Origin of the sequence: Rhodococcus sp. WY5 (assembly GCF_018588185.1) — a bacterium.
GTDB classification, from domain to species: domain Bacteria; phylum Actinomycetota; class Actinomycetes; order Mycobacteriales; family Mycobacteriaceae; genus Rhodococcus_F; species Rhodococcus_F qingshengii.
The window spans coordinates 6,168,705-6,189,994 of record NZ_JAAMPR010000001.1 but is presented as its reverse complement, the minus strand read 5'-3'; the positions used below and the strand labels follow the sequence as shown (position 1 = coordinate 6,189,994).

Below are 21,290 nucleotides of genomic sequence, written 5' to 3'. Positions count from 1 at the left end.
TCCGTAATTCGTGAAGCGTCAGGTGGTGGCACGGCGTTTGAACGCCGCAATGCACAGGTCGATCAGCAGGAATGCGAGAAGGCTGATGCCGAGTAGCGGAACGAACCAGCCGACCAACGCCGTGATCGCGACGAGAGCAACGAGGCCGACCGGGGAGAGGTTGCGGATTCCGCCGCGGGCAGGAACCCGGCCGACTGCCCAGTCGGAGCCACGAGTGGGGCGTCGGCGCCACCACATGATGTAGCCCCGAATGACCACGCTGACCAGTGCGAGTGCCAGTGCGGCGAGTGCGATCTGGTTGGCAAGACCGAACAGCAGGCCCATGTGGAGTTGGATTCCCCAGGCCGAAAGTTTGGCTGCGAGTGGCCAATCCGAGAACCACAACTCGTCGGTGACCTTTTGCGTCGCTCCGTCGATTGCGATGGTGTTGTTGCTGTACACCCAGGGCTGACGTGTCTGGGCGACGGTGAACGCCGTCTCGGCGTTCGCGGGTATCGATACTTCGACAGGACCGGTGATCCCGTTGTACCTGGCGATACCGAGGACGGTGTCGACGCGTCCGACGTTGGTGTCCGTCAGCGTGCCGGTGGCGGCGGGGGCCATGTCGTGACCCTCGTGCCCGCCTGTCGCCGGAGGGGGAGCGTCGCCGAGAGTTTTCACAACTGAGGGCGTCGTCCAACTCAACGCGGTTCTCAGATTGCTGACGTTCTCTCCGGCGTAGGTCGACCACGTGAGGCCGGTCGCCGAGAGGAAGACCAATGCAACTGCTATCCAGATGCCGACGACCCCGTGCCAGTTCAGGGTCCGGCTTCGTCCGGTGGATGCTCGGTCGATCGTGAGCAGTCGAGCGTTCCGGGCGGTGCGGTAACGACGGAACCAGAGGTAGACACCGCCGAGTGCGACCACCCACATCCACGACGCGGCCAATTCGCTGTAGAGGCGGCCGGGTTCGCCGAGATGAAGGTGGCGATGCAGTTGGGAGATCCAGGTTCGCAGCGGCAGCGAACCACTGCTTCCGTAGACCGCCAGCTCGCCGACCGGCTGTGCGAGCACCGGATCGACGAAGACGGCGAGCCTCTCCGATTCGCCCAGTGACGGATCGGTGAACAGGACTCGGGTGGTTTCGCCGGCAGCAGGGGACGGACGTACTGCCGAGACCGTCAAGTCGGGACGGTACTGCTGAGCGGAACGGATCTGGTCGTTCAGTGACGCGATCTGTCCGGTGGTGTCGGTCTGGAGGTAGTCGCTGTAAACGAACTTCTCGATGGTGGGTGCCATCGCGTAGAGGCCGCCGCTCAATGCGGCGATGAGGATGAACGGTCCGATCAGGACGCCGGCGTAGAAGTGCAGACGCAGGATCAGTGGTCTGGCCCCGCCAACCTGCTTCTTCGGGGGAGAACTGTCGTTGGACGCGCGCGTCTGTGCGCGCTCCAATTCGGGTGCGGACATGCGTGTACTCGATCCCGCCGTGCGCCTTTGTTAACCGCGGGCGGTTAATAAAGGCGCACAGCAAAGTGGCGCACGTAATCACGTGCGTGAAAGGAAAGGGGAGGTGAGTTACACGAATGCCGGTGGGCCGCGAGTGCCCAGGCCTGAGGTGAGAAGTTGACGTAGAACAACTTTGGCGCGGTATCGAGTACGTGCAGCGAACGGTGACGGTTCAGCTGCCCACGGGCGCAATAGAACGGCGACGATTGCCGCTACCGTCGATGCGGCCACGACGTATCCGCGTTCTGCGCCGCGGATCAGCACTGCGCACACTCCGACGGCAGCGATGTGTGCCGCGAGCATCGGAAGGGACAGGAGCAGGCCGTGTTGATGATCCGAAGCGATGGTCAACGTCGCGTGACCGATGGCCTGACCCGCAGCGAGCATGAGGGCGAGCAAGAGCGCGGGGGAGCGACGGGTGTCGATGGACGTGACCACCGCGCCGACGCTCGCGCAGGCGAGGATCAGCAACACGACAGCGCTTTCGGACGGGGCCATGCCGCCACCACCGAGCGCGTGGGCTGCGACGGAAACCGCGCCGGAGGTGCCGCCCACGAAAGCGCCGCGCAGCTGCGCGACATCTTTCGGACCCGGCGTCATACGCGAAAGGATACAGGCGCCTACTACCGGGCTTAGTAGGTGATCGGTCGAGATCGTTTCGGTGGCCGACCGACGAACGCGTTAGGTGGGGGATTTGTCCGATTCGCCAAACTTTGCCGAGGACCGGGTGAAACAAACGTGACGGTCATTTTCCGGTGCCAGACTTGGCTCTGGTCGCCGGCAACGGGTCGACGGCAGGGCAAACACATAGGAGAGTTTCATGAGGCGTCGATTCTTTGCGATATTCGCCCTGATGGGTGCGTTCGGTCTCTTCCTGTCTTCGGTGGCCTCGGCGGACCCGGTCACACGCTCCGTGTCGGGCACCCTTGTCAACTCGTGTAGCGATACTGGCGATCCGGTCGGGATATGGATGGTCGTATGGGATGGCTCGACGCAGATATCCTCGGCCACTGTCGGGGTGGGTGGCGCATACACGATCACGAACGTTCCTCCGGGCAATTACACGGTCAGTCCATACTCGCCGGCTGGATGCGGATCCGTACCCGACAGGACGGCGGTAGATCTGACGACGTCCGACGCGACCGGGATCGACTTCGAGTTGGTGAAGGTGTTCAGCATCGTCGGAACTGTCACTGGGTGTCCGGGTGCTGACGGGGTCGGGGCGTCTGACGTGACGTTGAATCTCCTCGATGCCGGCACGCAAATCGCGACGACAACGACGGATGATTCCGGTGACTACTTCTTTCAGTACAAGCCGGCCAAGGACGGCTATTCCGTAGAAGTGGTTCCCGGCAGCGGATGCGGTGCCGATCCAGCAGTAATTCCGGTGAATCTGAGCACGAATGACGTCACCGGTGTCGACTTCGCGCTCACTGCCGACGGCTGCGATACGGGCAGTTCGTTCGGAAGTGTGGATCTGTCGACGATTTTCGGAAGTCTCGGTAGTTCGGAATTCTGCAGCAGCTGAACACTTGTCCATGAAGGGAGGGTGATCGCCGAGGCGATCGCCCTCCCTTTTCTCGTTTGTTACCAAGGGATTTGCCCTGACATTGCGGAAGGCTGTTTCTAGCGGCAGATGAAGATATCTGTGCCGCATATCGTTACGACGTTCGTATTTGCTGAGATCGGCACAAGCTTGGGGACCAAAGTCATCGAAGTGCGGGTGTAACGGTCTGTTGTGCCACGACGGTATTGAGCAGAGAACGGCAAGCCCGCCAGAGTGATAGCGTCCGAGAGGCTATGTCCGAAATGATTCCGAACTCGACCTAGGAAAACGGTGCGCAGCGATAACAACGGTTCGAATAACGGAGTCCTGGGGAACAACTCCGGAACGACTCAGGGCGACGGCCATTTCGACGCGTCCGACGACGGCTATGCAACGTCGATTCGAACCGTCACCTTCACACCACAATTCGACGAGCCTGCAGCAAAACCGTTGCCCAGTCAGCGGATGCGCCAGCAACGTCGTGAAGAGCCGACCGATTTCCGGACCTCGACGCCCAGGCCTATGACCTCCGTCGACGACCTGGACATCATCAAGCGGGCGAAGCGTCCACCCGAACGCGGTTTGGGCAGTGTGTTGTTCAAACTCACCGGGGGCCGGATCAACACTGGGCAGTCGGCTGCCGAACTCGAACACCAGGCTCTCGTGCGCCGTGCCAACCGAACGGTGCGCGGCGTGTACAAGATTGCTTTCATCTCACTCAAGGGTGGAGTGGGGAAAACCACGGCGGCCAAAACTGTCGGTTCGACGTTCGCATCGATCCGTGGGGATCGAATCGTAGCCATCGACGCCAATCCCGACCTGGGGACCCTGGCTGATCGCGAACGACGTGAACATCACCTGACCGTTCGTGATCTGTTGGCCGACGGTGACATTCGTACGTACAGCGATGTTCGTTACTACACCTCGCAAGGCGACAGCCGACTCGAAATCCTTGCGAGTGAGGCAGATCCGGAAACTTCGGAGTCGTTCAACGAGCAGGACTACCTCGATACTCTCCGAATTCTCGAGGTGCACTACAACATCGTCATCACCGACTGTGGCACCGGAATCATGCACTCGGCCATGTACGGAATTCTCGACGAAGCAGATGCTTTGGTTGTCGTCAGCCCGACAGCTCAGGATGGTGCCCGTAGTGCTGCAGCAACGCTCAGTTGGCTGACCAAGCACGGATACGCAGATCTGGTGAGCAGGTCGGTCGTGGCGATCAATTCGACGCGGCCGGGTTCGTCTTCGCTCGACCTCGATCAACTCGAGGACGTTTTCGCTCAGCGTGGAGTGCGAGCGGTCAAGACGTTGCCCTACGACGATCACCTGGGCGAAGGCGGTCCGATCGACTTGAAGTTGTTGAACAAGCGCACGGCACGGGCATATCTGGAACTCGTCGCAGCAATTGCCGATGGGTTCCCGGACTCGGTGGGCAAGCACGCTTCTCGATAGAACGTGCTCGCCACCGAATCTGATCAGCAGGCTCCGGCGTTCAAGGGTGTCGAAGTATCGCGCCGTATCCGTCGGCGAGAACGAGGCGTTCGTCGATCTGTACCAACTCGGTGCCGGTCCCGATTGCGATGTAGGGGAGTACGCGATCGGCGGGCCCGATCAACTCTCCACTGGTGACTTCCTTGTCGTCAGGATCGGTGAGCAGCAGCGTCTCGACCTTGCCCTGTTCGAGGGCGTCGAGGACGCGTGCGGTCCCGTCGATGGAGAGGCCGGAGTCCCGGCCCTGCTCGGCGACGTAGCGTTCGGTTTCCACATCCATTCTGCGCAGTCGCTGCGTGTCGATCAGTTCACGAATCGACTTGGACACCTCGGCGGGTGTCGAACCGACTGAACGCGAACCCTTTTCGACGTCCACCACCCGTAGCGTCGACGGCAAAAGCTGTGCAAAAGCTTTGCGGGATTGTACTTCTCCGATGACAACTACCAGCGCGACCTTGTGTTCACGGGCGAGCGCCGCCGCGCGCTCCACAGCCTGAGTCAGGTTCTTCCGGATATTCTCCTCCACGAGGCTTTGGCTGTCGGTGTATCGCTCCTGACCGCCCACGTGTGCCTTGTGGACCGGGAAGCCGTCTCCGTCTACCGTTTCGCCGTACACGTCACGCCCGCGAGCATCGCGCACGCACAGGTCCGCGCCAGTGTGGTCGACCTTGGCGATGAGGAACGGTTCGGTGTCGTATCCGTGTGCGATCAGTGGAATCAGGTAGGGCAGTTCGCCCAAGGTCGCGATAGTGGAGCCGGCAGGTTCGAGCAGAATATCGTCGATCAGCACTGCCTCGGAAGTGGCGACGATCGCGCGTCCGGCGCGACCTGAGATGCCGTGATGGTTGTCCTTCACCTCGTCCAGTCGTGCGATCAGCGATTCCGATGCTCCCTGTTTCGTGAGTTGATTGCGCATCGAGCGCCATTCGAGTTCGAAGCGCTCGCGCGCATCTTCCCGGTTACGGACGTCTTCGAAGTACACGGAGGCAAACGGGCCGTCACTCGAACCGACCTTCTTCAGTCGCCCAGCATGCATGTCGGCTCCCTTCTGTAGTGGTCCTATGCCGCGTACCCGACAACCGGTGATTCGACACGACCGCTTTCAGTTCGCACGTTTGTTCGACTGCTGGTACTGTCTGTGAACGTGAGGGTGGTGCAGAGGGAAGCCTGCATCACCTTCACGCCAAGAGCCCGGGACCTGCCGCCGACTGCCTTCGGCGGCAGGTCCCGATTCTGCTTACTCGGCGTCGTCAGTGCCCTTCGACCTGTCGGAACTCTTGCGCCAGTGGGTGAATCGTTCCTTGATGTCCGACGCTACATCGCCGACGCCATTCCCCACGGCGCCCACCGCACCGCCCAATCCGCTACCGATGTCGCGCACCATGCGGATCAAAGGGTCCTCCGACTCGTCGAAGTTCTGCTTGTAGGTCTTGGCTGCATTCTTGAACTCGTCGCTGATCTTCGCTCCGTCGTCATCGCCGCGACGGGGGTAGTTTCCGCGCAGAATCGCGGCGTAGTCTCCGCTGTCCACCCACTTCTTGAGCTCGGCGGCGCGAAGCACCGAGAACGGGTGAGAGAGCAGTTCGATGTTGAGGAGCTTGAGTACACCGTCGCGGAGGTCGCCGCTGGCGTCGTACTCGGCGGCCTGGGCAAGAAACGCGTCGATGTCGATTTCACTGACTCGGGATCCGCCCGCCAATTTCATCTGGACGCGAATCGCGGTGTGTACGTCCTGCCCGCACAACAGTCCGGCACGATCACCGGACAGTTCTGACTTGCGCTGCCATTCCATGAGGGCGGCGATGATCGCGCGCAATGCCCATCCGCCGACGGGCAGCCATCCGATGGTTCCGGCCAGTCGCATCAAATGCATCAGGATGGTCCGATACACAGCATGACCGGACAGCGCGTGGCCAAGTTCGTGGCCGATGATGAACCGCTGTTCCTCGTAGTTCATCACGTCCAATAGGCCGGTAGTGACCACCATGAACGGCTTGTCCATGCCGATGGTGAAGGCGTTGACCATCGGGGTCTGGAGTACGAACAGCTCGGGTGTCTCGTCGGCCTGCAGGATCTCGACGCAGTCACGGCGCAGGTCGTTCAGGTCGCTGAACTGGCGTTCGTCGACTCGCACCGACGTGGCGAGGTACATGAGGCGGTGCTGACGTTCTTGGAGCAGTCCGGACAGCGTCCGCAGAACAGTGTCGAACCCCCGAAGCGTCCGGAGCGTCACCAATGCAGCCCGATCGGCTGGGTGTTCCCACGCACGCGAGCTGATGTCCGGGAACTCGATTCGGGTGCGATCTGGTGCAGTGGTCATGGTGGCCCCTCACTTCGATGTGTGTCGACTCACCTCCAGGGTAACGACTAGTCGGTTTAGCGTGGACTTCCGGCAGCTCACTCGGTGGGCTGGGGGAGCGTGCAATCGGTGACTTTGGGGTTCACGCCGAAGTAGTTCAGCGGACCCGCGATGACCGTGAGCGCGATGGTCCCGACGCCGGCGCAGTTGGTCGGCGAACTGCTGTAGTAGCCGCGTTGGCCGGCCGCGACGGCCCCGACTATCAGCCAGATCAGAACGATCAGAGTCACAATTCTCATCATGGCGGGCTCGATTCTTCAAATATTATGGTGCCCAGCGAAATACCCGGTCAGAGTGGGTATGAAACGCTCTGCCGACGGGTATCCACGGTGTATGCGGCTCGAGGCGGGCGTATCCGCCCGAGTGAACGCACTGAAGGAGCTTGTGATGATCATCCTCGGCGTGATCCTGCTGATAATCGGTTTCGTGGTGAACATTCCGATCCTGTGGACGATTGGTGTCGTCTTGCTGGTGATCGGAATCATCCTGTACGCGCTGGGCGCGGCCGGGCACGCCATCGGTGGTCGGCGGCATTACTACTGATCCGTTGTCGGCTCGTCGTGCGTATCCGTGCCAGTCGGCGCGGTCGGTACGGTGCGCTGAACGGCACGCGCAATCAGTTCCCGAAGGCAGACCTGGCGCAGCGTTCGCTGTTGCCAGTCGCTGCCGTTGCCTGTGACTGACTTGAGCTGCAGCGCCGACTCCACGCTCGCGTACTCGCCTCCCTCGTCGAGGGAGTCACGGACATGGATCAGGAGCCGGTGCAACAGTTCCGTGGCTGAAATTCTTTGTGAGGTAATCGGATCGATCGACGCTCCCAGGACGCCTTCCTTCGCGGACACCCAGGTTGCGAGGCGGAGGCTCTCGAGGGAAATGTTCGGAGCCTCGATGCCCCGGTCTATCGCGCGTAACGCAGTTGCCACCAGAGCTCGTCCAAGGGTTGCAAGTAGCGCTGCATCCTCTGCTGTCGGCTGAACGTCGCAGACTCGGATCTCGACGGTCGGTAGGTGGCAGGAAGGTCGGATATCCCAGTAGGCCATCCGCTTGTCGAGCATCACGCCGCAATCCACCATCTTCGCAACCGCGGTGTCGAAGTCCCCGGTGGTCTCGAAGTACGGCGGCGGCCCGGCGACGGGCCACCTGGACCATTGGATCGCCCGCCAACTCGCGAAGTCGGTGTCGACTCCTTGGTGGACACGGGAATTGGCGCTCAGTGCCAACAAGGCGGGCAACCAGATGCGCACGTGATTGCAGACCTGCACGGCCTGTACTTGATCAGCGACGCCCACATGTATGTGGCAACCGCAGATGCTTTGTTCGGCAGCGAGGGCGCCGAAGCGTTCGCCCATCCGGCGGTAACGAGGCGAGTCGCTGATCTCGAAACGCGAAGGCCCCGAAAGCGGTGCGCCGACGGCCAACAGCCTGCAGCCGTTCAACTCTGCAGCTTTTGCCGCGAGCCGACGCATGTCGGTCAAGTGGGTTCGGAGTTCGTCGATGCCACAGCACACGGGAGAGTTGGTCTCGACTTGGCAGCGGGACAACTCGAGCTGAAGATCCAAACCCAGTGTCGACGCGGTTTCCGCAACCGCAGCATTGTCGGTGGACGGCAACCAGGAGGTCGGGTCGACGAGGATGAATTCTTCTTCGACGCCGACGGTCGGGGTCGTCGATTCGTGGCGGCCAGCGGTGGATTCGGTCGAGCAGGTGGCGCCCATGCTCGCGTCTACCCGGTCGGTCGAAGGCGGAAACCGACCCGAGGAAGCCCCGTTCTCGTCGGGAGAACGGGGCCTGTGGTCGGCCTTGCCAACATCTCGGAAGCGTCAACGAGTCCTTGCACACCGTATGAATCTGGGGACTGGCGTGCCTGGGAAAACGTACTGTGTCGGACTCGGTAAAACGAGACCCCAAGGCATGTCTCACCCCCTATTTCACCCTCGTGTGGACTTGTCCGCACACCCTTCGCCGAGTCGCGGATCATGACCTGGCGGCCTGAGGTGGTGCAGTCTCGGTTTTATCCGTGGGGCCGCCGTTATCGAGCAGATTCCGAGAATACGAACCCATCTAAACTAACGTCCAGCATTCGGATGTGACGTTCTGGCGGAGTGTGTGGGTTCGGTGAGTCAACAGATATTTGATCAGTTAATCGCGTGCACAGCATCCGGAGAAGTTGTGGAACTTTCGAACTGGTATTGCGTTTCACCAGCGCAAATCTTCAGTGGTCATGAGTAAAAGTCAGAAGATGGGAGAAAGTGCCTGGGATTGTGTTGCTACCGGTTCGTTATCGCAGACGAGTGTCCACTATGTGCGTGGATGACGACTCTTGAAGGCGGGCAAAACTGCGTGTCAGCTGTGTCGGAGCTTCCTCTGTCTTTGTGTTCTTGGATTGAGAGTTTCACCAGGAATATCTTTCGTGATCGACGCGCCGGGAAATTTTTCTCAAGATTTACCCACTTGCGAATTGGGGAAATAAGCGGGTTGCGGAAGGCCGAAATATTGCGGGTGGGAGCTGTTATTTCCGGTGATTTGCCCATATCTTGCTGAGTGACGTATTTGCAACCGAAGTGTCGCTCGGTCGAGAAATAATGCTTTTCATGCTTTACATTGGAAATTGCAAGATGCACGTTTCATCCTCAGTGTTAAACGAAAGGACGAACGCAATGGGTAGCTTGGAAGATTTCGACATCGCGGCACTTCTTCAGAAGGTCATCGCATTCTTCGACGGATTCTCGTCGGACGAGACCGAGCCCCCCACGGGCTAAGACTTAGCGAAGCCGCTGTGCATCCGGATGACACTGGATGTGCAGCGGCTTCTCTGTATCCGGCGCCTTCATCGGCGAAGGCAATGAATCGGCGTGCGTGGTTTCGGCCCGCCACTGGGCACTAACTGGTTGCATCCGTCTGGATCAAGAGCATCGCGTCGTCGACCGGATCGAAGTACAGTGCCGGGTCGGCAACCAGTGCAGCGTCGTCACCATGAGTTTGCATGGTGACAACCCAGGCACGATCGTCGTGTTCCACGTAATAGGCACCCGCGAGGACCCCGATGGAACTGCCGCCCTTGAATCCGCCGTAAGTGAACCATTTCGCGGACTCGTCACTGAGCGCCGGATCCTCGGCGAGAATGTCTCGAACCGGTGCGCCGCTCTCGGTCTTCGCCTTCTCTTGCAACGTGACCAACGCGGCACGCAGGTCGGCGGGCGAGGCGAACCAATCGATGTCGAAAGGCCATGCGGGGGTGGTGAATGCTGACGCCGGGATGTCCACCAGGCCGCCAGGTAGTGCCGCGAGTATCGCTCGACGCTCGTCCGGAGTTCCGTCGCGCCAAGCGATACGTTGTGCGCCTTGGTCACCCCAGCCGAGTTGGAACAGTGCGCGGGTCGGCTTGAGCGGGATGTTGAGCGAAGGATTTGCCATGCCCATCGGGGCGAACTCGGCTTCTACCTGCTCGCGCCCGACAGCAGCGATCAGCATGTCGGTGGCGGTGTTGTCGCTGATCGAGATCATCTTGCCGGCGGTATCTCGGACCGTGACTTCAGTTCCCGATGGCAGGTCCTGCATGGTCCCGCCGGGCATCGATTCGAGGTCGTCGGTGATGGTGAGCTTCTGATCCCAGGAGAGTGTCCCGTTCTGGACGGCCGTCGCGACCGCGCCGAGAACGTACAGCTTGATCGTTGACCCTGTGGGCTGTGGTGAGGTGTCGCCGACACTGAAGACTTCGGCGTTCTTTCCTTCGGTGACCTCGGTGACGGTCAGATTGGTCGGCGCGGGAAGCGCTTTGACAGCTGCCTCGAGTTCTTGCCAAGATGCCGCCGGCACATGAACGTCCTTGGTCGGTGTGATCGCCATCCCGAGGATCAGCACGTTGCCGTCGACGACGACGTTGACGTCGAACGCACCGCCGGAGGTGCTGGTGATGGAAACTGTGCCGTCGGAGTCGCCTCCCTTGTACTTCACTGTTGTCCAAGGCTGTCCGGCTCGGATGGAGTCGAAGTCCGGAGGTGTCAGGACTACGGGTGCAATGGGCCCGAAGTGTTCGGCGATTTCTTCCTGGGTCAACGGCGTGCTCGTGTTGAACGCACTGAGAAGCCAGGTGATCTGCTTGCCGACGGAGCTGTCAGGGATCGTGACCGTAGCGGGTGCCGCGGTGGGGGAGGTCTTTGTGTTGTTTTCAGTGGGTTGTGCGGAATCAGTCCCGGAAGTACATGCGGCGAGGGCGAATACCGCTGCGGAGGCAAGTGCTACCAGCGCGAGCGGGCGGCCTTTCCTGCGTGGGTGTTCGAGTTTCATGGACTTATTTCATCAGCATCTTCTTCGGCGCGCGTCCGTCTGAGGTGTAGACATACTCAGCCTGAGGTACTGAATCGCTTCATCCTGGAGTACCGTCAACCACTTGTAGTGGTGACACGCACCTTGCAGCTGGACAAATGGGAGAAAGGCTGCACTCGAAGAACTTTCGTGATGACTGAGAGAGCTAGTTCTTGGTCGCGGCCAAAAAGGAGGGTTGCGTTGACAGCGCTGCGATTTCTTCGGGGAGTTCGGGGATCCGGCGATCGTACAGTTCTGCCAACTCGACCGAGCTGAAGCGTCGGACAGTCCAATTGTGTTCAGCCAACCACTGGCCCGGATCGGATCGCTTGTCGCTGTAGAACAGTTGCGAAATGTCCAGGTCTCCGAACGGGTCCTTGGCGAAGTACTTGGATCTGATGGCCGCAAGCTTGCTCGGGTCGGTTCCGGCCGGAAAGTCGTTCACCGCCAGGCGACTACCGGTGGCCGAGAGTTCGTCGATCCGCTCGAACAGGGCGTCGTGGGCCGGGCCGGGGAGATAGGCGAGCAGGCCTTCCGCCGACCAGGCCGTGGGTTCGTTCGGGTCGAAACCAGCCTCCTCGAGTGCGGCCGGCCAGTCGTTTCGCAGATCAGTAGGCACAGTGCGTCTATCGGTCTTCGGCTGGGCGTCGTGCGCCGCGAGCACTTCGGCTTTGAACTCCAGCACCTTTGGCTGATCCACTTCGAATACCGTCGATCCTGAGCTCCAATCCAGCCGGTACGCACGCGAATCCAACCCTGCTGCAACGATTACCGCCTGCCTTACTCCGGATTCGGTTGACGACGAGAAGAATTCGTCGAAGAACCTGGTTCGCAACCCCATGAAACCGCCGAAGGGGGTGTCCTCGAGGAGCGTGGGATCTTTCAGAAGAGCTGTGAAATGCGGCTCGGCTGCAGCTTCTACGAACCACGATGCGAACTTGTCTTCGATGATCGCGTCCGGACGGGTGCTCTCCAGTGCTCGGAACGTTGCCACTGCCAGCGCGGTAAGTCCGACGCTACTGACGATGTCCCACGTATCTCCATCGCTCCGCATTGTCTGGGTGTCCTTCCGCTCTTGACGACTGAGCCGAACTCTCTCGACCCTACGCCCGTGTGACCCCTCGTCGCCTGGAACGGAACGGTCGGACTTGGAGCAGCAAATACACGCTGACCGGATCGAAAAATTCTGCAGTGCAAGGCGTTCGGTTTGAATCAGCATCCTGCCAGGAATTTGCCAGGTCAGTGCCAGTGAGCGGCAAGGATGCAGGACTTCACTGGGGTGTGCCTCAGGGCTGAGAGAGAGCCTCGAGAATCCTTCGGGCAGGGGATTGATCGTGGCATGACCATCCGCCGGAACCACTTCGTGGGACCGTTCGGTTCCAGTTGATCTCTCGGACCGCACAACGAATGTCCCGTCGAGAAAGAGAGATGTGAGCCCATGTTGCAGGAAGGCTCGCTGGATGTATTGGCCGCCGCGGCGCGGAGCGGTAGCCGTGAGTCCATGGCCAGTTTGTATGCGGCGTTTCGTCCGATGGTTGTGCTGCGGTGCCGCGCCGAGCTTGATCAGGCCGTTTCCGATTCCGCCGCGGATGCCGCGTGCGTCGCCGTTCTCACGGCAGTGTGCGACGGATCGGAGACGTATCAGCCTTTTCTACGCGTGCTGTACGCGAGTACAAGCATCGCGATTGCTCGGGCGGCATCCGACGGGTTCAGCGGTGGATCGCTCCCGCCTCCGACAACGCTCCCGATTGTCGAACGCGATGTCCTGGTGTTGCGGCTGATCGTCGGGCTCGATACAAAGGCGACCGCAACGTCGCTTGCCCGTACGACAGACGAGGTGTCACTCGACCTGCATCGGGCGCTGCGGCGACTGCGAAAGTTGTCTTCTCCGAATGCAATCAGAAAAGTATTGACAGTCACCCGTGAGGTCGGCGAAGGTTGGCACTCTGGCGTCTGTCGAGGGCGATCTGGGGGATCGCCCATCTCGGACTGATGGCTCTCGTGACATGGTGCCTCGTTCTTGCTCAGCCTTCGAATCGAGTATCCCTGGATACCAATGTATTTCGAAGAATACCAAGCTTTTCGACCTCGACCTCGACCTGATCGCCTGGTTGTAGTAGCCATTGGGGTGAGCGTGCGTAGCCGACTCCCGACGGTGTGCCCGTAGCGAGGAGATCGCCGGGGTGCAGTGTGAAGGTCTGAGAGATGTGAGAGAGGGTGTCGCCGACTGTATAGACCATTTCGTCGGTGCGGGCGTCCTGAACGATTTCGCCGTTGACGCGGGTTTGTATTCGCAGGCCGTCGCGCAGGTCGCCGACTTCGCTCGCAGGAACCATCGGTCCTAGTGGGCCGGATCGGTCACCGTTCTTTCCGAGTATCCACTGCGAGGTGAGTTTCTGTGCTCGCCTGCAGGTGAGATCGTTGAACGTCGAGTATCCGACGACAGCTGCAAGGGCCTGGTCGGGAGTGGCGTCGGCAAGCTTTTGCCCAACCCAGGCGACCACCTCTCCTTCCCAGTCGAGACCCTGCTCGTTGGCTGGAACGGGGACATCGGTGTCGCCGACAGTGAGGGAGTTGGGCCACCGGGCGAACAGAGTCGGATAGGCGGGTAGAGGATCTGCGCGGTAGCTCCCCTCTGCGACGTGGGCAAGATAGTTCAGTCCGATGCAGACCACCCTCGCGCCCGGCAGGACCGGTGGAACGAACTCGATGTCGGCTACCGGCAGGTGTGGCCCGGTCGGAGTCGTCGCGAGCTTGCCGGCGGGATCCGACCAGAACTCTTCGAGAGTGCACACGACACTCACGTGGGAGCCGTCCTCGGACAGTCGAGCCACCTGAACTCCACGATCGGGTTGCTGAATCCCAACGATTTTCATCAGTTGCCTTTCAGGTTCGAATTAAACCTATAAACCTTCGGAGGTTTATGGTTTCATAGGACTATGCCTCACGACACCCCAGATGGACAAGGCGGACGCATGCCCCGGATTTCTGTTGCGCCGAGTGACCCGATTTCTGTGCTGTCCAAAGCGGTGGGGAGGGGGACCCGAGCCGAGCAGTTGGCGGCGGCGATCGACAGCCGGATTCGGGAGCAGAACCTGGAGCCCGGTGCGCCAATCGGCACGCTGGAATCGCTTCGCGGCGAGACCGGATTTGCATATTCGACTGTCAGCGAAGCGGTTCGACTGCTTCGTGATCGGGGAGTGCTGGAGATCCGCCAGGGGCGAGGTGGCGGCTTATTTGTCGCAGAGAAAAGCCCGGCGGTTCGCTTGCGCCATACGTTGCTGAGTGTCAGCGAGGGGGCCTCGGTCGTCGCGGATGCCATCGAGTTGCGTGATCACCTCGAAATCTTGATCGACACTGCTGCGGCTCGGCATCGAAGCCGGGCCGACATCGCCGACTTGGGGGCACACCTGAAGCGGATGGAATCCGCCCCCGACTGGGACACCTTCCTCCGAGCGAACTGGGCCTTGCACGAGCGAATCGCGACGATCGTTCCCAATGACCTTGCGCGATCGGTCTATATCGGCACTCTGGGCCCGCTGCACGGCACGGCCACCGAGTTCGACAACGAGCGTGACGCAGCGGGCTACCGCACCGAGAGGTTTCACATCCACGTCGAACTTGTCGACGCAATCTCCGCCGGCGATGTGGCTGCAGTACGTGCGGCCGTCGTACGGCACAACACTCCAGTCTGAAAGGACGATTCATGTCCGGTGAGTTCCGCTCACATCTGTTTCCTCACGACCATCGCCGACTATCGAGTGTTCGAGGTTTGGATCCCTACGCCTATCGCGATGTGTCAAGGCGGCCTGGGACCTTTACCGGTGATCTCGTTGAGGGATGGAAGCCGCTATATCTCAACGAATTTCGAGGAGTCACCGAAAACGGCACGATCACGGACGGGCTTTACCCTTTGACAGCCGTCACGCACGGTGAAGAGGCTCCGGTGGATGAAATGGTGGATGCTGCGAGAGATCTACTTGCGGAGTTGAGTGACGCCGATCGCTCCAGGATCAGTTATCCGATCGATGCTGTCGAGTGGCAGACGTGGGCGAACCCCGAGTTCATGCAGTTCGACACCGGAGTACGACTCGAGTTCCAATCGCAACGTGTTCGACAGTTGGCTTTGCGATTGGTCGAGGCCTCGCTGAGCCCCGAAGGTTTCCGAATCGTCCGAAACATGATGTTGATCAATGGTTTTCTCGGCGAGGTTGTCGGATTGGAGACGATACTCAACGAATTCAGTTACAACGTCGCTCTGTACGGTGAACCGAGTGTCGTCTCGCCGTGGGGATGGCAATTGTACGGTCACCACTGCGCGGTCAACTGTCTGATCATCGGCGGGCGGATGGTTGTGAGTCCGGTCTTTCTCGGCGCGGAACCCAACGAGATAGACGATGGTCCCCACGCCGGCATCGAATCATTCACTGGTCGAATCGAACTCGGTATAGAACTGATGGCCGCACTCACTGACGACCAGCGGCGTGAGGCCACTGTATACGGGCTGATGAACGATCCGGCCATGCCTCCCGGGCGAGTACACCCCGGGGATGAGCGGCACCTCGCCGGAGCGTTTCAGGACAACCGAGTGATTCCCTTCGAAGGCATTCCCGTCGATCAGATGGACACGCGTGCCAGACAACTAGTGCTCGCGATCGCCGAACAGTTCGTGGCATTGTTGCCCGCGGGACCTCGGACTGCTCGTCTGCGCGAGATCGAAGAGCACCTGGACCGGACATGGTTCTGCTGGATCGGCGGGCACCGCCCTGGAGACGTCTTCTACTACCGCATCCAATCCCCGGTCTTGATAGCTGAACTGGATCACCACTGCGGTGTCTTCCTCGACTACGACACTCCTCAGCCCTTCCATATTCACACGGTGATGCGCACTCCGCATGGCAACGATTACGGACGTTCCTACGTTCGACAGTGGCAAGAGCAGACGGAATCGTGACCTGCAGTCAGCTCCAGGGAGTCGTCTCGGCCAGACACTGGATTTCGAACCTACTTCACACGTACGTCGACTTTGCGGACCGCAAAGACGTCGACGGTGCTGTGGGGCTCCTGGCTTCTGCCCGGGTTAGCTTCCCCGGGACGGGTTTCGATCATCCGGACGATGCGGAGAAGTTCTTCGCAGAATTGTGGAAATCACCTGTCGCACATCGCCATGACGTCAGCAACCTCGTGGTGCTCGCCGGGTCTGGCCCCCGAGTGTGGAAAGCTCACGCGCACTACACTCGGTGGGTGTTCGAACCCGATCCCTCGGTGCACACCCTCGGTGAATACACGATGGTTGTCGACGAACGAGACTGGAGCATCATCGAACTTGCGGTAACCAGGACCTGGACGAGGAGTTAGTCGTGGCGAACATAGGCAGGGCCACGGTGATTCTGGATTCGATCGCCGAGAGTCGCTGGCCGATGACGCTGACAGACCTCGCAACCCGCACCGGACTTCCACGTTCGACGGTGCACCGAGTTATTCAAGCTCTCGAACGTGAGTTGTACGTGGTCCGAGTTCCGGACAGATCCGGATACATCTTGGGCCCCGGCTTACTCAAGTTCGGGATGAATGCTCACCTACGGCTACTCTCGGCCAATCGATCTCAGCTGGCGACGTTGGCTCGTACCGTCAACGAGAACGTGGAGTTGGCGATCTTCAGTGGTCGCGAGGTTGTCGTCGTCGATCAGATTGCCTCACCGGAAAGGCTCAGAGGCGTCACCAAGGTCGGCAAGAGCTTTTCGCTGCATGCGAGTTGTATAGGGAAGGCCATGCTTGCTCAGTTGCCGGAGGAGCAGGCAGTTGCGTTGTTGTCACCGGTTCTACCGCGATTTACGGATAAGACGATCACCGAACGGGCGGCGCTGCTGGCGGAACTGGCGGAGGTGCGTCGCTCCCACGTCTCCGTCGACATCGAGGAGCACGACGTAGGGATCTGCGCCGTGGCTACTGCAATGATCGGACCGACTGGCGCGCTTCAAGCGATCGCCATCGTCATTCCGTCCGGGCGGTTCAAAGCGAAGAAGGAACTCGCGGTCGAAGGTCTCAAAGTGGTGAACAGTCAGGTGGATCTGGGTTTGTCGCGAGCGCAATTCTGAATGCGACTGCCTGAGAGCTTCTTCTGTGTGCTCCCATGACTTTTGCAGATCGCGCGAATCAGTTCCCGGCTCCTACTGGGAGGTCGGGAACTGATTCGTGATCAGTGGTATCCCTACCGTCTGATGCGCCTATCTGCAAAACAGAGTGCACAGACCGCGACCAAGCACACTGCCGCGGCACCCGCGAACGTACTGAACAATCCGACGGCTCCACCCGACGCAATGGAGGTACCGCCGATTACCGGGCCTAAGAACGCCCCGACGAATGATGTCCCGTTCGACCAACCAAGGGCAGTTGCTCGTGCAGGCAACGGGTAGACATCGGCTGTGGTCGTGTGCACCAGATTCATCGTGGAATGGCCGCCGATGCCCATCAGTGCCACACAAATCATGGTCCCCGTCAACGATGTCGGCAGATAGACCATTCCGAGAAGTCCGACGAGCGTGCACGCGCTGGTGGCTACCGCTACAACTGAGGCCCCGCGGCGGTCGGCCGCCCACGCACTGGCAAAGGAACCGATTACTGCGGCACCGGTCAGAGTAAAGGTGATCACAAGAGCAGTGTTCAGCGTGTACCCCAAGTCAATAATCGACTGCGCTGCCCACACGTTGAGTCCCTGCCACGCAACCATGTTGGAGATTGCGCATACCGCGACAACCAGTGCGATTGTGGACCCGCGGCCGGTGAACAGTGCGGCAATCTTTTGCCGACCAGACCATAAACGCCCCGCCACCTCCTGGGGAGTGTCGGTCGGGATGTCGATTATCACGACGGCGGCGAGGATCACCAGAGCCGTACATGCACCGATGAAGAACATCGGGCGCCATCCGATCGCAGGAAGCACTGGAATCGCGAGCAGTGACGCGACGACGCCGCCGAGTGGGATACCTGCCATTGTGATCGTGACGACCAACGACGCCCGTGACGATGCCGCACTGTTGCGAGCGACTGTCATCGCGGTGGTGAGCGCGCCGCCCACGCCGAATCCAGTGACAAATCGACCCACTGCGAGCATGACGATGCTGATCGACGCTCCGGTGATCACGGCTCCGAAAGCGAACAGTGCGATGGCAACAATGAGAACCCACTTTCGACCGGAGCGCTCGGCAGCGAGAGGGGCCAGTACTGATCCGGCGATGGCTCCGATATAGACGAGCCCGCCGACCAGCCCTGCTTGTTGATCGGTTATGCGCAGGTACGAGTCTTCCAACAGCAACGGAATAACAGATCCGTAGACGATCAGGTTGAATCCCTCGATCACGGTGATAACCATGCACAACCCGATGACTGCGGGGTGGGATCGAGTCTCCCCACGTTCATCGGTTCGCGCGGGTGCATTGAGATGCATGTGTTGTCTCTCCAGACAGTGAGCCCGATTCGGGCGGTCGATGTGATGCGTGCCATCGTCCGATGTCGACTTCTCGGGCGTAACCGTTTAGTCCCGGAAACCGGGACAAATGGGGTGACGCGCAGCACATCTGGCTCATACCTTCAGCTCGTTGGAAAAACTCGATCCGAGGAGCTGAATCAATGGACCTGTCAGAAGTCACCGCTCTACTAGATCCGAAGCCTCTGCAATTGGAGATGGGATACGAGCGACTGCCATCTGGAGGGCTGCACGTCGCAGTCCGTACGGATATGCACGGTTGCACCGGCGAGATGCTCGAATGGTGGGTCCGCTGGCGTTGCGACACACAGAAATACATCTGGTGGCATCCCATTGACCACACGTACAGCAGTTGGCAGGGTAATCTCTCGGACGACACTCATATCGGCAGCGAGCACGTCGTCACCGAATACTTCTCGGGGCAGCCGGCCGATGATCTGGTCATCCAATTTCGGGATCCGTCCGAGTTCTTCGACGAAGACGCCTATTCCAGAGCAAGAGAATCCGGCGCTGTGTCCGGAGTGGTTGTCGGACGATTGGGGGTCACCCACAATCCACCTCGTCTCCCGGACGGGCGCGTGCTCGGCGGCAGGCTGCTGCACATCGCTCGCGATACCGAGTGGGGGATGGCCCTGCGAAGTCACTTCTTCATCGGACACGATCTCGAGACACTCGGGCAAACCGCGGAACAGATTGCGGCACAAGCAACTGTGGAGTTCGCTCAAGGACTCCTGCAGCACGCGTACGACGAGTTCACATTTTTGTCTCGTTTCCTGCCGTCGCTCTACGTAGCCGAAAACCGGGACGTATCTCCGCCGCGAGCACCGTGGTGACGGCAGTTGTCTCGGTGCCCGCCAGGGTCGTGCAGCCGTTTCAGGCGGCACCGAGAATTTTGGCTCGTCCCGATTTCCGGGACCTGATCCGTGACAAAAGGAATTAACGAACCGATCCTTGTTCTCAACATCAAAGCTATTTCACCAGAACGGAATTCGCTGTGCAGAGTGTCAACGCCGAAGCAACGAGGATAGCTGCTGACGTGATGATCGTCGGTTTCGGGCCGGTGGGGAAGCTTCTCGCCGTCAAACTCGCTCGGAAGGGCCACGATGTCGTCGTCGTGGATCGAAATGAAGTCGGATACCCTCTGCCGCGAGCAGTAACCCATTGCGCCGATTTCGCGCGAATCCTGCAGTCGGTCGGGCTGGCGCCGGACACCATTCCCGAGATAACCGAACCTTATGACGACATGTATGTGTGGCGAAACGGTGACGGGCGGACACTGGTGGAGGTCGACTGGAGTGGTAAAGGTGAATCCGGTTGGTACAACACCTATTTCTTCAGTCAGCCCGCATTGGAAGAGGCCTTGGACGCCATTGTCGCCGGGTTGTCCAATATTCGGGTGATGAGGGGGTGGGAAGCGGTGGCATTGACGCAGAATTCGGCACTGGCAACAGTAGTCGTCCAATCCGTGGACAGCGGTAGGTGTGTCGCCGTCGATGCGCAGTGGATTGTCGGTGCAGACGGGGCGAACAGTCGCGTTCGTCAATGGGCCGAAATCGACTGGCACGACGAGGGGTACTTCTACGATTGGTTGGTTGTGGACGTCAAACCTTCGGGCGGAACCAGTTTTCCGAACGTTGCCGCGCAGAATTGCGACTACCGACGCCCTTCCACGATGGTTCCCGGTGGTCCGGGCCGCCGTCGCTGGGAGTTCATGCGACTGCCGGAAGAGAGTCGAGAATCCCTTCAGCGCGAAGACACGGCATGGGAACTGCTCGAGCCGTATGGGCTGACCCCTGACAATGCAATCCTTGAACGGCATTCCGTGTACACGTTTCAGGCTTGCTGGGCGACGCGATGGCGACAAGGACGCGTGTTGCTCGCCGGCGATTCCGCGCATCTTATGCCGCCGTTCGCCGGACAAGGCCTGGGTGCTGGTGTCCGTGACGTGATGAATTTGTCGTGGAAGCTCGATGCGGTGTTGCGTTCGGCAGCGGACGACCACCTGCTCGATACATATGGAACAGAACGACTAAGGCACGCACAAGCTTTTGTGCAGTTCTCGACCGAACTAGGTCAAGTCATCTGCATGTCCGACCCGCAGCAAGCTGCTGAACGTGATGCCCGCATGGTGGCGAACTGGACTGCGGGAATGAAGCCTCCTGCTCCGCCACGACCAGGGCTCGGCCCAGGGATACATGTCGGGACTGCCGGTGGCAGTCTGGCTTTACAAGGTCAGGTTCGAGTCGGAGATGGCGAAGTTGCCAAGTTCGACGATGCGTTCGATGGGCCAGGGGCTTTGATTTCACGCACATCGGCCGCGCTGCGAGAAGTTCCGGAGGCGACGCGAACAGCTTTGGCGACGTTGGGGATCGACCTCGTAGCGCTCGGAGGTGCCGAATCGGCGGGCGTGACCGTTGTCGACGACGTCGACCTCACCTACACGCGCTGGCTCGACGATCAGGACGCAGATGTCGTTCTGGTCAGACCGGATTTTCACGTCTACGGCGTTGCTGGAACGCACCAGGCAACCGAGCTGGCAGCAGGTTTTCTACACAGGTTGCGTGTGCCGGAACCTGCTCGGACGCTTGCCTGACAGCGCGACCGCCACA

At 60.1% G+C, this 21,290-nt stretch carries 20 protein-coding genes; 10 read left to right on the top strand and 10 right to left on the bottom strand.

Annotated features, from left to right (window positions below; all coding sequences use genetic code 11):
• Positions 1-18: 18 nt before the first annotated feature.
• Positions 19-1,449, bottom strand: coding sequence for a PepSY domain-containing protein (locus G4D79_RS28640; protein WP_007734624.1), 1,431 nt, complete (start codon positions 1,447-1,449; stop codon positions 19-21).
• A 108-nt stretch (positions 1,450-1,557) separates the two neighbouring features.
• Positions 1,558-2,088 carry a hypothetical protein gene (locus G4D79_RS28635; protein WP_007734626.1) on the bottom strand — a complete coding sequence of 177 codons (531 nt, stop codon included), beginning with the start codon at positions 2,086-2,088 and terminating at the stop codon, positions 1,558-1,560.
• Between the two features lie 220 nt (positions 2,089-2,308).
• On the opposite strand from G4D79_RS28635, the gene G4D79_RS28630 reads away from it, so the two are divergent.
• Both G4D79_RS28630 and G4D79_RS28625 read left to right on the top strand, forming a co-directional pair.
• Positions 2,309-3,016, top strand: coding sequence for a hypothetical protein (locus tag G4D79_RS28630; RefSeq protein ID WP_003945876.1), 708 nt, complete (start codon positions 2,309-2,311; stop codon positions 3,014-3,016).
• Positions 3,017-3,325: 309 nt separating this feature from the next.
• Entirely contained in the window at positions 3,326-4,492 is a 1,167-nt protein-coding gene (locus G4D79_RS28625; RefSeq protein ID WP_003945525.1) for a MinD/ParA family protein, read from the top strand.
• 40 nt (positions 4,493-4,532) lie between these two features.
• On the opposite strand, the gene G4D79_RS28620 is transcribed toward G4D79_RS28625, so the two are convergent.
• The 3 genes from G4D79_RS28620 to G4D79_RS28610 form a co-directional block, all read right to left on the bottom strand.
• The gene (locus G4D79_RS28620) at positions 4,533-5,567 is read right to left on the bottom strand and encodes a hypothetical protein (RefSeq protein WP_007734628.1); all 1,035 of its coding nucleotides are present in this window, start codon (positions 5,565-5,567) and stop codon (positions 4,533-4,535) included.
• A 201-nt stretch (positions 5,568-5,768) separates the two neighbouring features.
• Complete coding sequence (locus G4D79_RS28615) at positions 5,769-6,851, bottom strand: M48 family metallopeptidase (protein WP_003945574.1); 1,083 nt, start codon at positions 6,849-6,851, stop codon at positions 5,769-5,771.
• A gap of 77 nt (positions 6,852-6,928) precedes the next feature.
• Positions 6,929-7,132 carry a hypothetical protein gene (locus G4D79_RS28610; protein ID WP_003945456.1) on the bottom strand — a complete coding sequence of 68 codons (204 nt, stop codon included), beginning with the start codon at positions 7,130-7,132 and terminating at the stop codon, positions 6,929-6,931.
• Between the two features lie 145 nt (positions 7,133-7,277).
• Here G4D79_RS28610 and G4D79_RS28605 point away from each other — a divergent pair, with 145 nt between their 5' ends.
• Positions 7,278-7,433: a DUF6131 family protein gene (locus G4D79_RS28605; RefSeq protein WP_003945912.1), complete on the top strand. Its 156-nt coding sequence runs from the start codon at positions 7,278-7,280 to the stop codon at positions 7,431-7,433.
• Here the strand turns inward: G4D79_RS28605 and G4D79_RS28600 are convergent.
• The 3 genes from G4D79_RS28600 to G4D79_RS28590 form a co-directional block, all read right to left on the bottom strand.
• Complete coding sequence (locus G4D79_RS28600; protein ID WP_075832389.1) at positions 7,427-8,605, bottom strand: glutamate--cysteine ligase; 1,179 nt, start codon at positions 8,603-8,605, stop codon at positions 7,427-7,429. The two genes, G4D79_RS28605 and G4D79_RS28600, sit on opposite strands and share 7 nt — an antisense overlap.
• A gap of 1,165 nt (positions 8,606-9,770) precedes the next feature.
• Positions 9,771-11,177: a serine hydrolase gene (locus tag G4D79_RS28595; RefSeq protein WP_099696967.1), complete on the bottom strand. Its 1,407-nt coding sequence runs from the start codon at positions 11,175-11,177 to the stop codon at positions 9,771-9,773.
• Positions 11,178-11,361: 184 nt separating this feature from the next.
• Entirely contained in the window at positions 11,362-12,249 is an 888-nt protein-coding gene (locus G4D79_RS28590) for a class I SAM-dependent methyltransferase (protein ID WP_047269285.1), read from the bottom strand.
• A 384-nt stretch (positions 12,250-12,633) separates the two neighbouring features.
• Between G4D79_RS28590 and G4D79_RS28585 the strand changes: the two genes are divergently transcribed.
• Complete coding sequence (locus tag G4D79_RS28585; protein ID WP_099696965.1) at positions 12,634-13,188, top strand: RNA polymerase subunit sigma; 555 nt, start codon at positions 12,634-12,636, stop codon at positions 13,186-13,188.
• Between the two features lie 31 nt (positions 13,189-13,219).
• Here the strand turns inward: G4D79_RS28585 and G4D79_RS28580 are convergent, their stop codons facing one another.
• A complete protein-coding gene (locus tag G4D79_RS28580; RefSeq protein WP_099696964.1) occupies positions 13,220-14,071 on the bottom strand; it encodes a fumarylacetoacetate hydrolase family protein in 852 nt (283 codons plus the stop codon).
• Positions 14,072-14,170: 99 nt separating this feature from the next.
• Here G4D79_RS28580 and G4D79_RS28575 point away from each other — a divergent pair, with 99 nt between their 5' ends.
• The 4 genes from G4D79_RS28575 (at position 14,171) to G4D79_RS28560 (ending at position 17,293) form a co-directional block, all read left to right on the top strand.
• On the top strand, positions 14,171-14,890 hold the full coding sequence (locus G4D79_RS28575) for a FadR/GntR family transcriptional regulator (protein WP_047269287.1): 720 nt from the start codon (positions 14,171-14,173) through the stop codon (positions 14,888-14,890).
• Between the two features lie 251 nt (positions 14,891-15,141).
• Positions 15,142-16,149: a DUF3500 domain-containing protein gene (locus G4D79_RS28570; protein ID WP_268959881.1), complete on the top strand. Its 1,008-nt coding sequence runs from the start codon at positions 15,142-15,144 to the stop codon at positions 16,147-16,149.
• Positions 16,125-16,553, top strand: coding sequence for a nuclear transport factor 2 family protein (locus G4D79_RS28565; RefSeq protein WP_232319050.1), 429 nt, complete (start codon positions 16,125-16,127; stop codon positions 16,551-16,553). The genes G4D79_RS28570 and G4D79_RS28565 overlap by 25 nt, the downstream gene beginning before the upstream one ends.
• 2 nt (positions 16,554-16,555) lie before the next feature.
• Positions 16,556-17,293, top strand: coding sequence for an IclR family transcriptional regulator (locus G4D79_RS28560; RefSeq protein WP_042452480.1), 738 nt, complete (start codon positions 16,556-16,558; stop codon positions 17,291-17,293).
• A 113-nt stretch (positions 17,294-17,406) separates the two neighbouring features.
• Here G4D79_RS28560 and G4D79_RS28555 read toward each other — a convergent pair whose 3' ends face one another.
• On the bottom strand, positions 17,407-18,567 hold the full coding sequence (locus G4D79_RS28555) for an MFS transporter (protein WP_250887585.1): 1,161 nt from the start codon (positions 18,565-18,567) through the stop codon (positions 17,407-17,409).
• 257 nt (positions 18,568-18,824) lie between these two features.
• Here G4D79_RS28555 and G4D79_RS28550 point away from each other — a divergent pair, with 257 nt between their 5' ends.
• Complete coding sequence (locus tag G4D79_RS28550; RefSeq protein ID WP_007734646.1) at positions 18,825-19,514, top strand: DAPG hydrolase family protein; 690 nt, start codon at positions 18,825-18,827, stop codon at positions 19,512-19,514.
• A gap of 161 nt (positions 19,515-19,675) precedes the next feature.
• Positions 19,676-21,274 (top strand): bifunctional 3-(3-hydroxy-phenyl)propionate/3-hydroxycinnamic acid hydroxylase, encoded by a 1,599-nt coding sequence (locus G4D79_RS28545; RefSeq protein WP_042920183.1) that lies wholly within the window; start codon positions 19,676-19,678, stop codon positions 21,272-21,274.
• Positions 21,275-21,290 lie beyond the last annotated feature (16 nt).

Excerpts from the sequence above, each read along its gene's own strand:
- G4D79_RS28640 (WP_007734624.1), bottom strand. The coding sequence starts at position 1,449 with ATGTCCGCACCCGAATTGGAGCGCGCACAGACGCGCGCGTCCAACGAC.
- G4D79_RS28635 (WP_007734626.1), bottom strand. The coding sequence starts at position 2,088 with ATGACGCCGGGTCCGAAAGATGTCGCGCAGCTGCGCGGCGCTTTCGTG.
- G4D79_RS28630 (WP_003945876.1), top strand. The coding sequence starts at position 2,309 with ATGAGGCGTCGATTCTTTGCGATATTCGCCCTGATGGGTGCGTTCGGT.
- G4D79_RS28620 (WP_007734628.1), bottom strand. The coding sequence starts at position 5,567 with ATGCATGCTGGGCGACTGAAGAAGGTCGGTTCGAGTGACGGCCCGTTT.
- G4D79_RS28615 (WP_003945574.1), bottom strand. The coding sequence starts at position 6,851 with ATGACCACTGCACCAGATCGCACCCGAATCGAGTTCCCGGACATCAGC.
- G4D79_RS28610 (WP_003945456.1), bottom strand. The coding sequence starts at position 7,132 with ATGATGAGAATTGTGACTCTGATCGTTCTGATCTGGCTGATAGTCGGG.
- G4D79_RS28605 (WP_003945912.1), top strand. The coding sequence starts at position 7,278 with ATGATCATCCTCGGCGTGATCCTGCTGATAATCGGTTTCGTGGTGAAC.
- G4D79_RS28600 (WP_075832389.1), bottom strand. The coding sequence starts at position 8,605 with ATGGGCGCCACCTGCTCGACCGAATCCACCGCTGGCCGCCACGAATCG.
- G4D79_RS28595 (WP_099696967.1), bottom strand. The coding sequence starts at position 11,177 with ATGAAACTCGAACACCCACGCAGGAAAGGCCGCCCGCTCGCGCTGGTA.
- G4D79_RS28590 (WP_047269285.1), bottom strand. The coding sequence starts at position 12,249 with ATGCGGAGCGATGGAGATACGTGGGACATCGTCAGTAGCGTCGGACTT.
- G4D79_RS28585 (WP_099696965.1), top strand. The coding sequence starts at position 12,634 with ATGTTGCAGGAAGGCTCGCTGGATGTATTGGCCGCCGCGGCGCGGAGC.
- G4D79_RS28580 (WP_099696964.1), bottom strand. The coding sequence starts at position 14,071 with ATGAAAATCGTTGGGATTCAGCAACCCGATCGTGGAGTTCAGGTGGCT.
- G4D79_RS28575 (WP_047269287.1), top strand. The coding sequence starts at position 14,171 with ATGCCCCGGATTTCTGTTGCGCCGAGTGACCCGATTTCTGTGCTGTCC.
- G4D79_RS28555 (WP_250887585.1), bottom strand. The coding sequence starts at position 18,567 with ATGGTTATCACCGTGATCGAGGGATTCAACCTGATCGTCTACGGATCT.
- G4D79_RS28550 (WP_007734646.1), top strand. The coding sequence starts at position 18,825 with ATGGACCTGTCAGAAGTCACCGCTCTACTAGATCCGAAGCCTCTGCAA.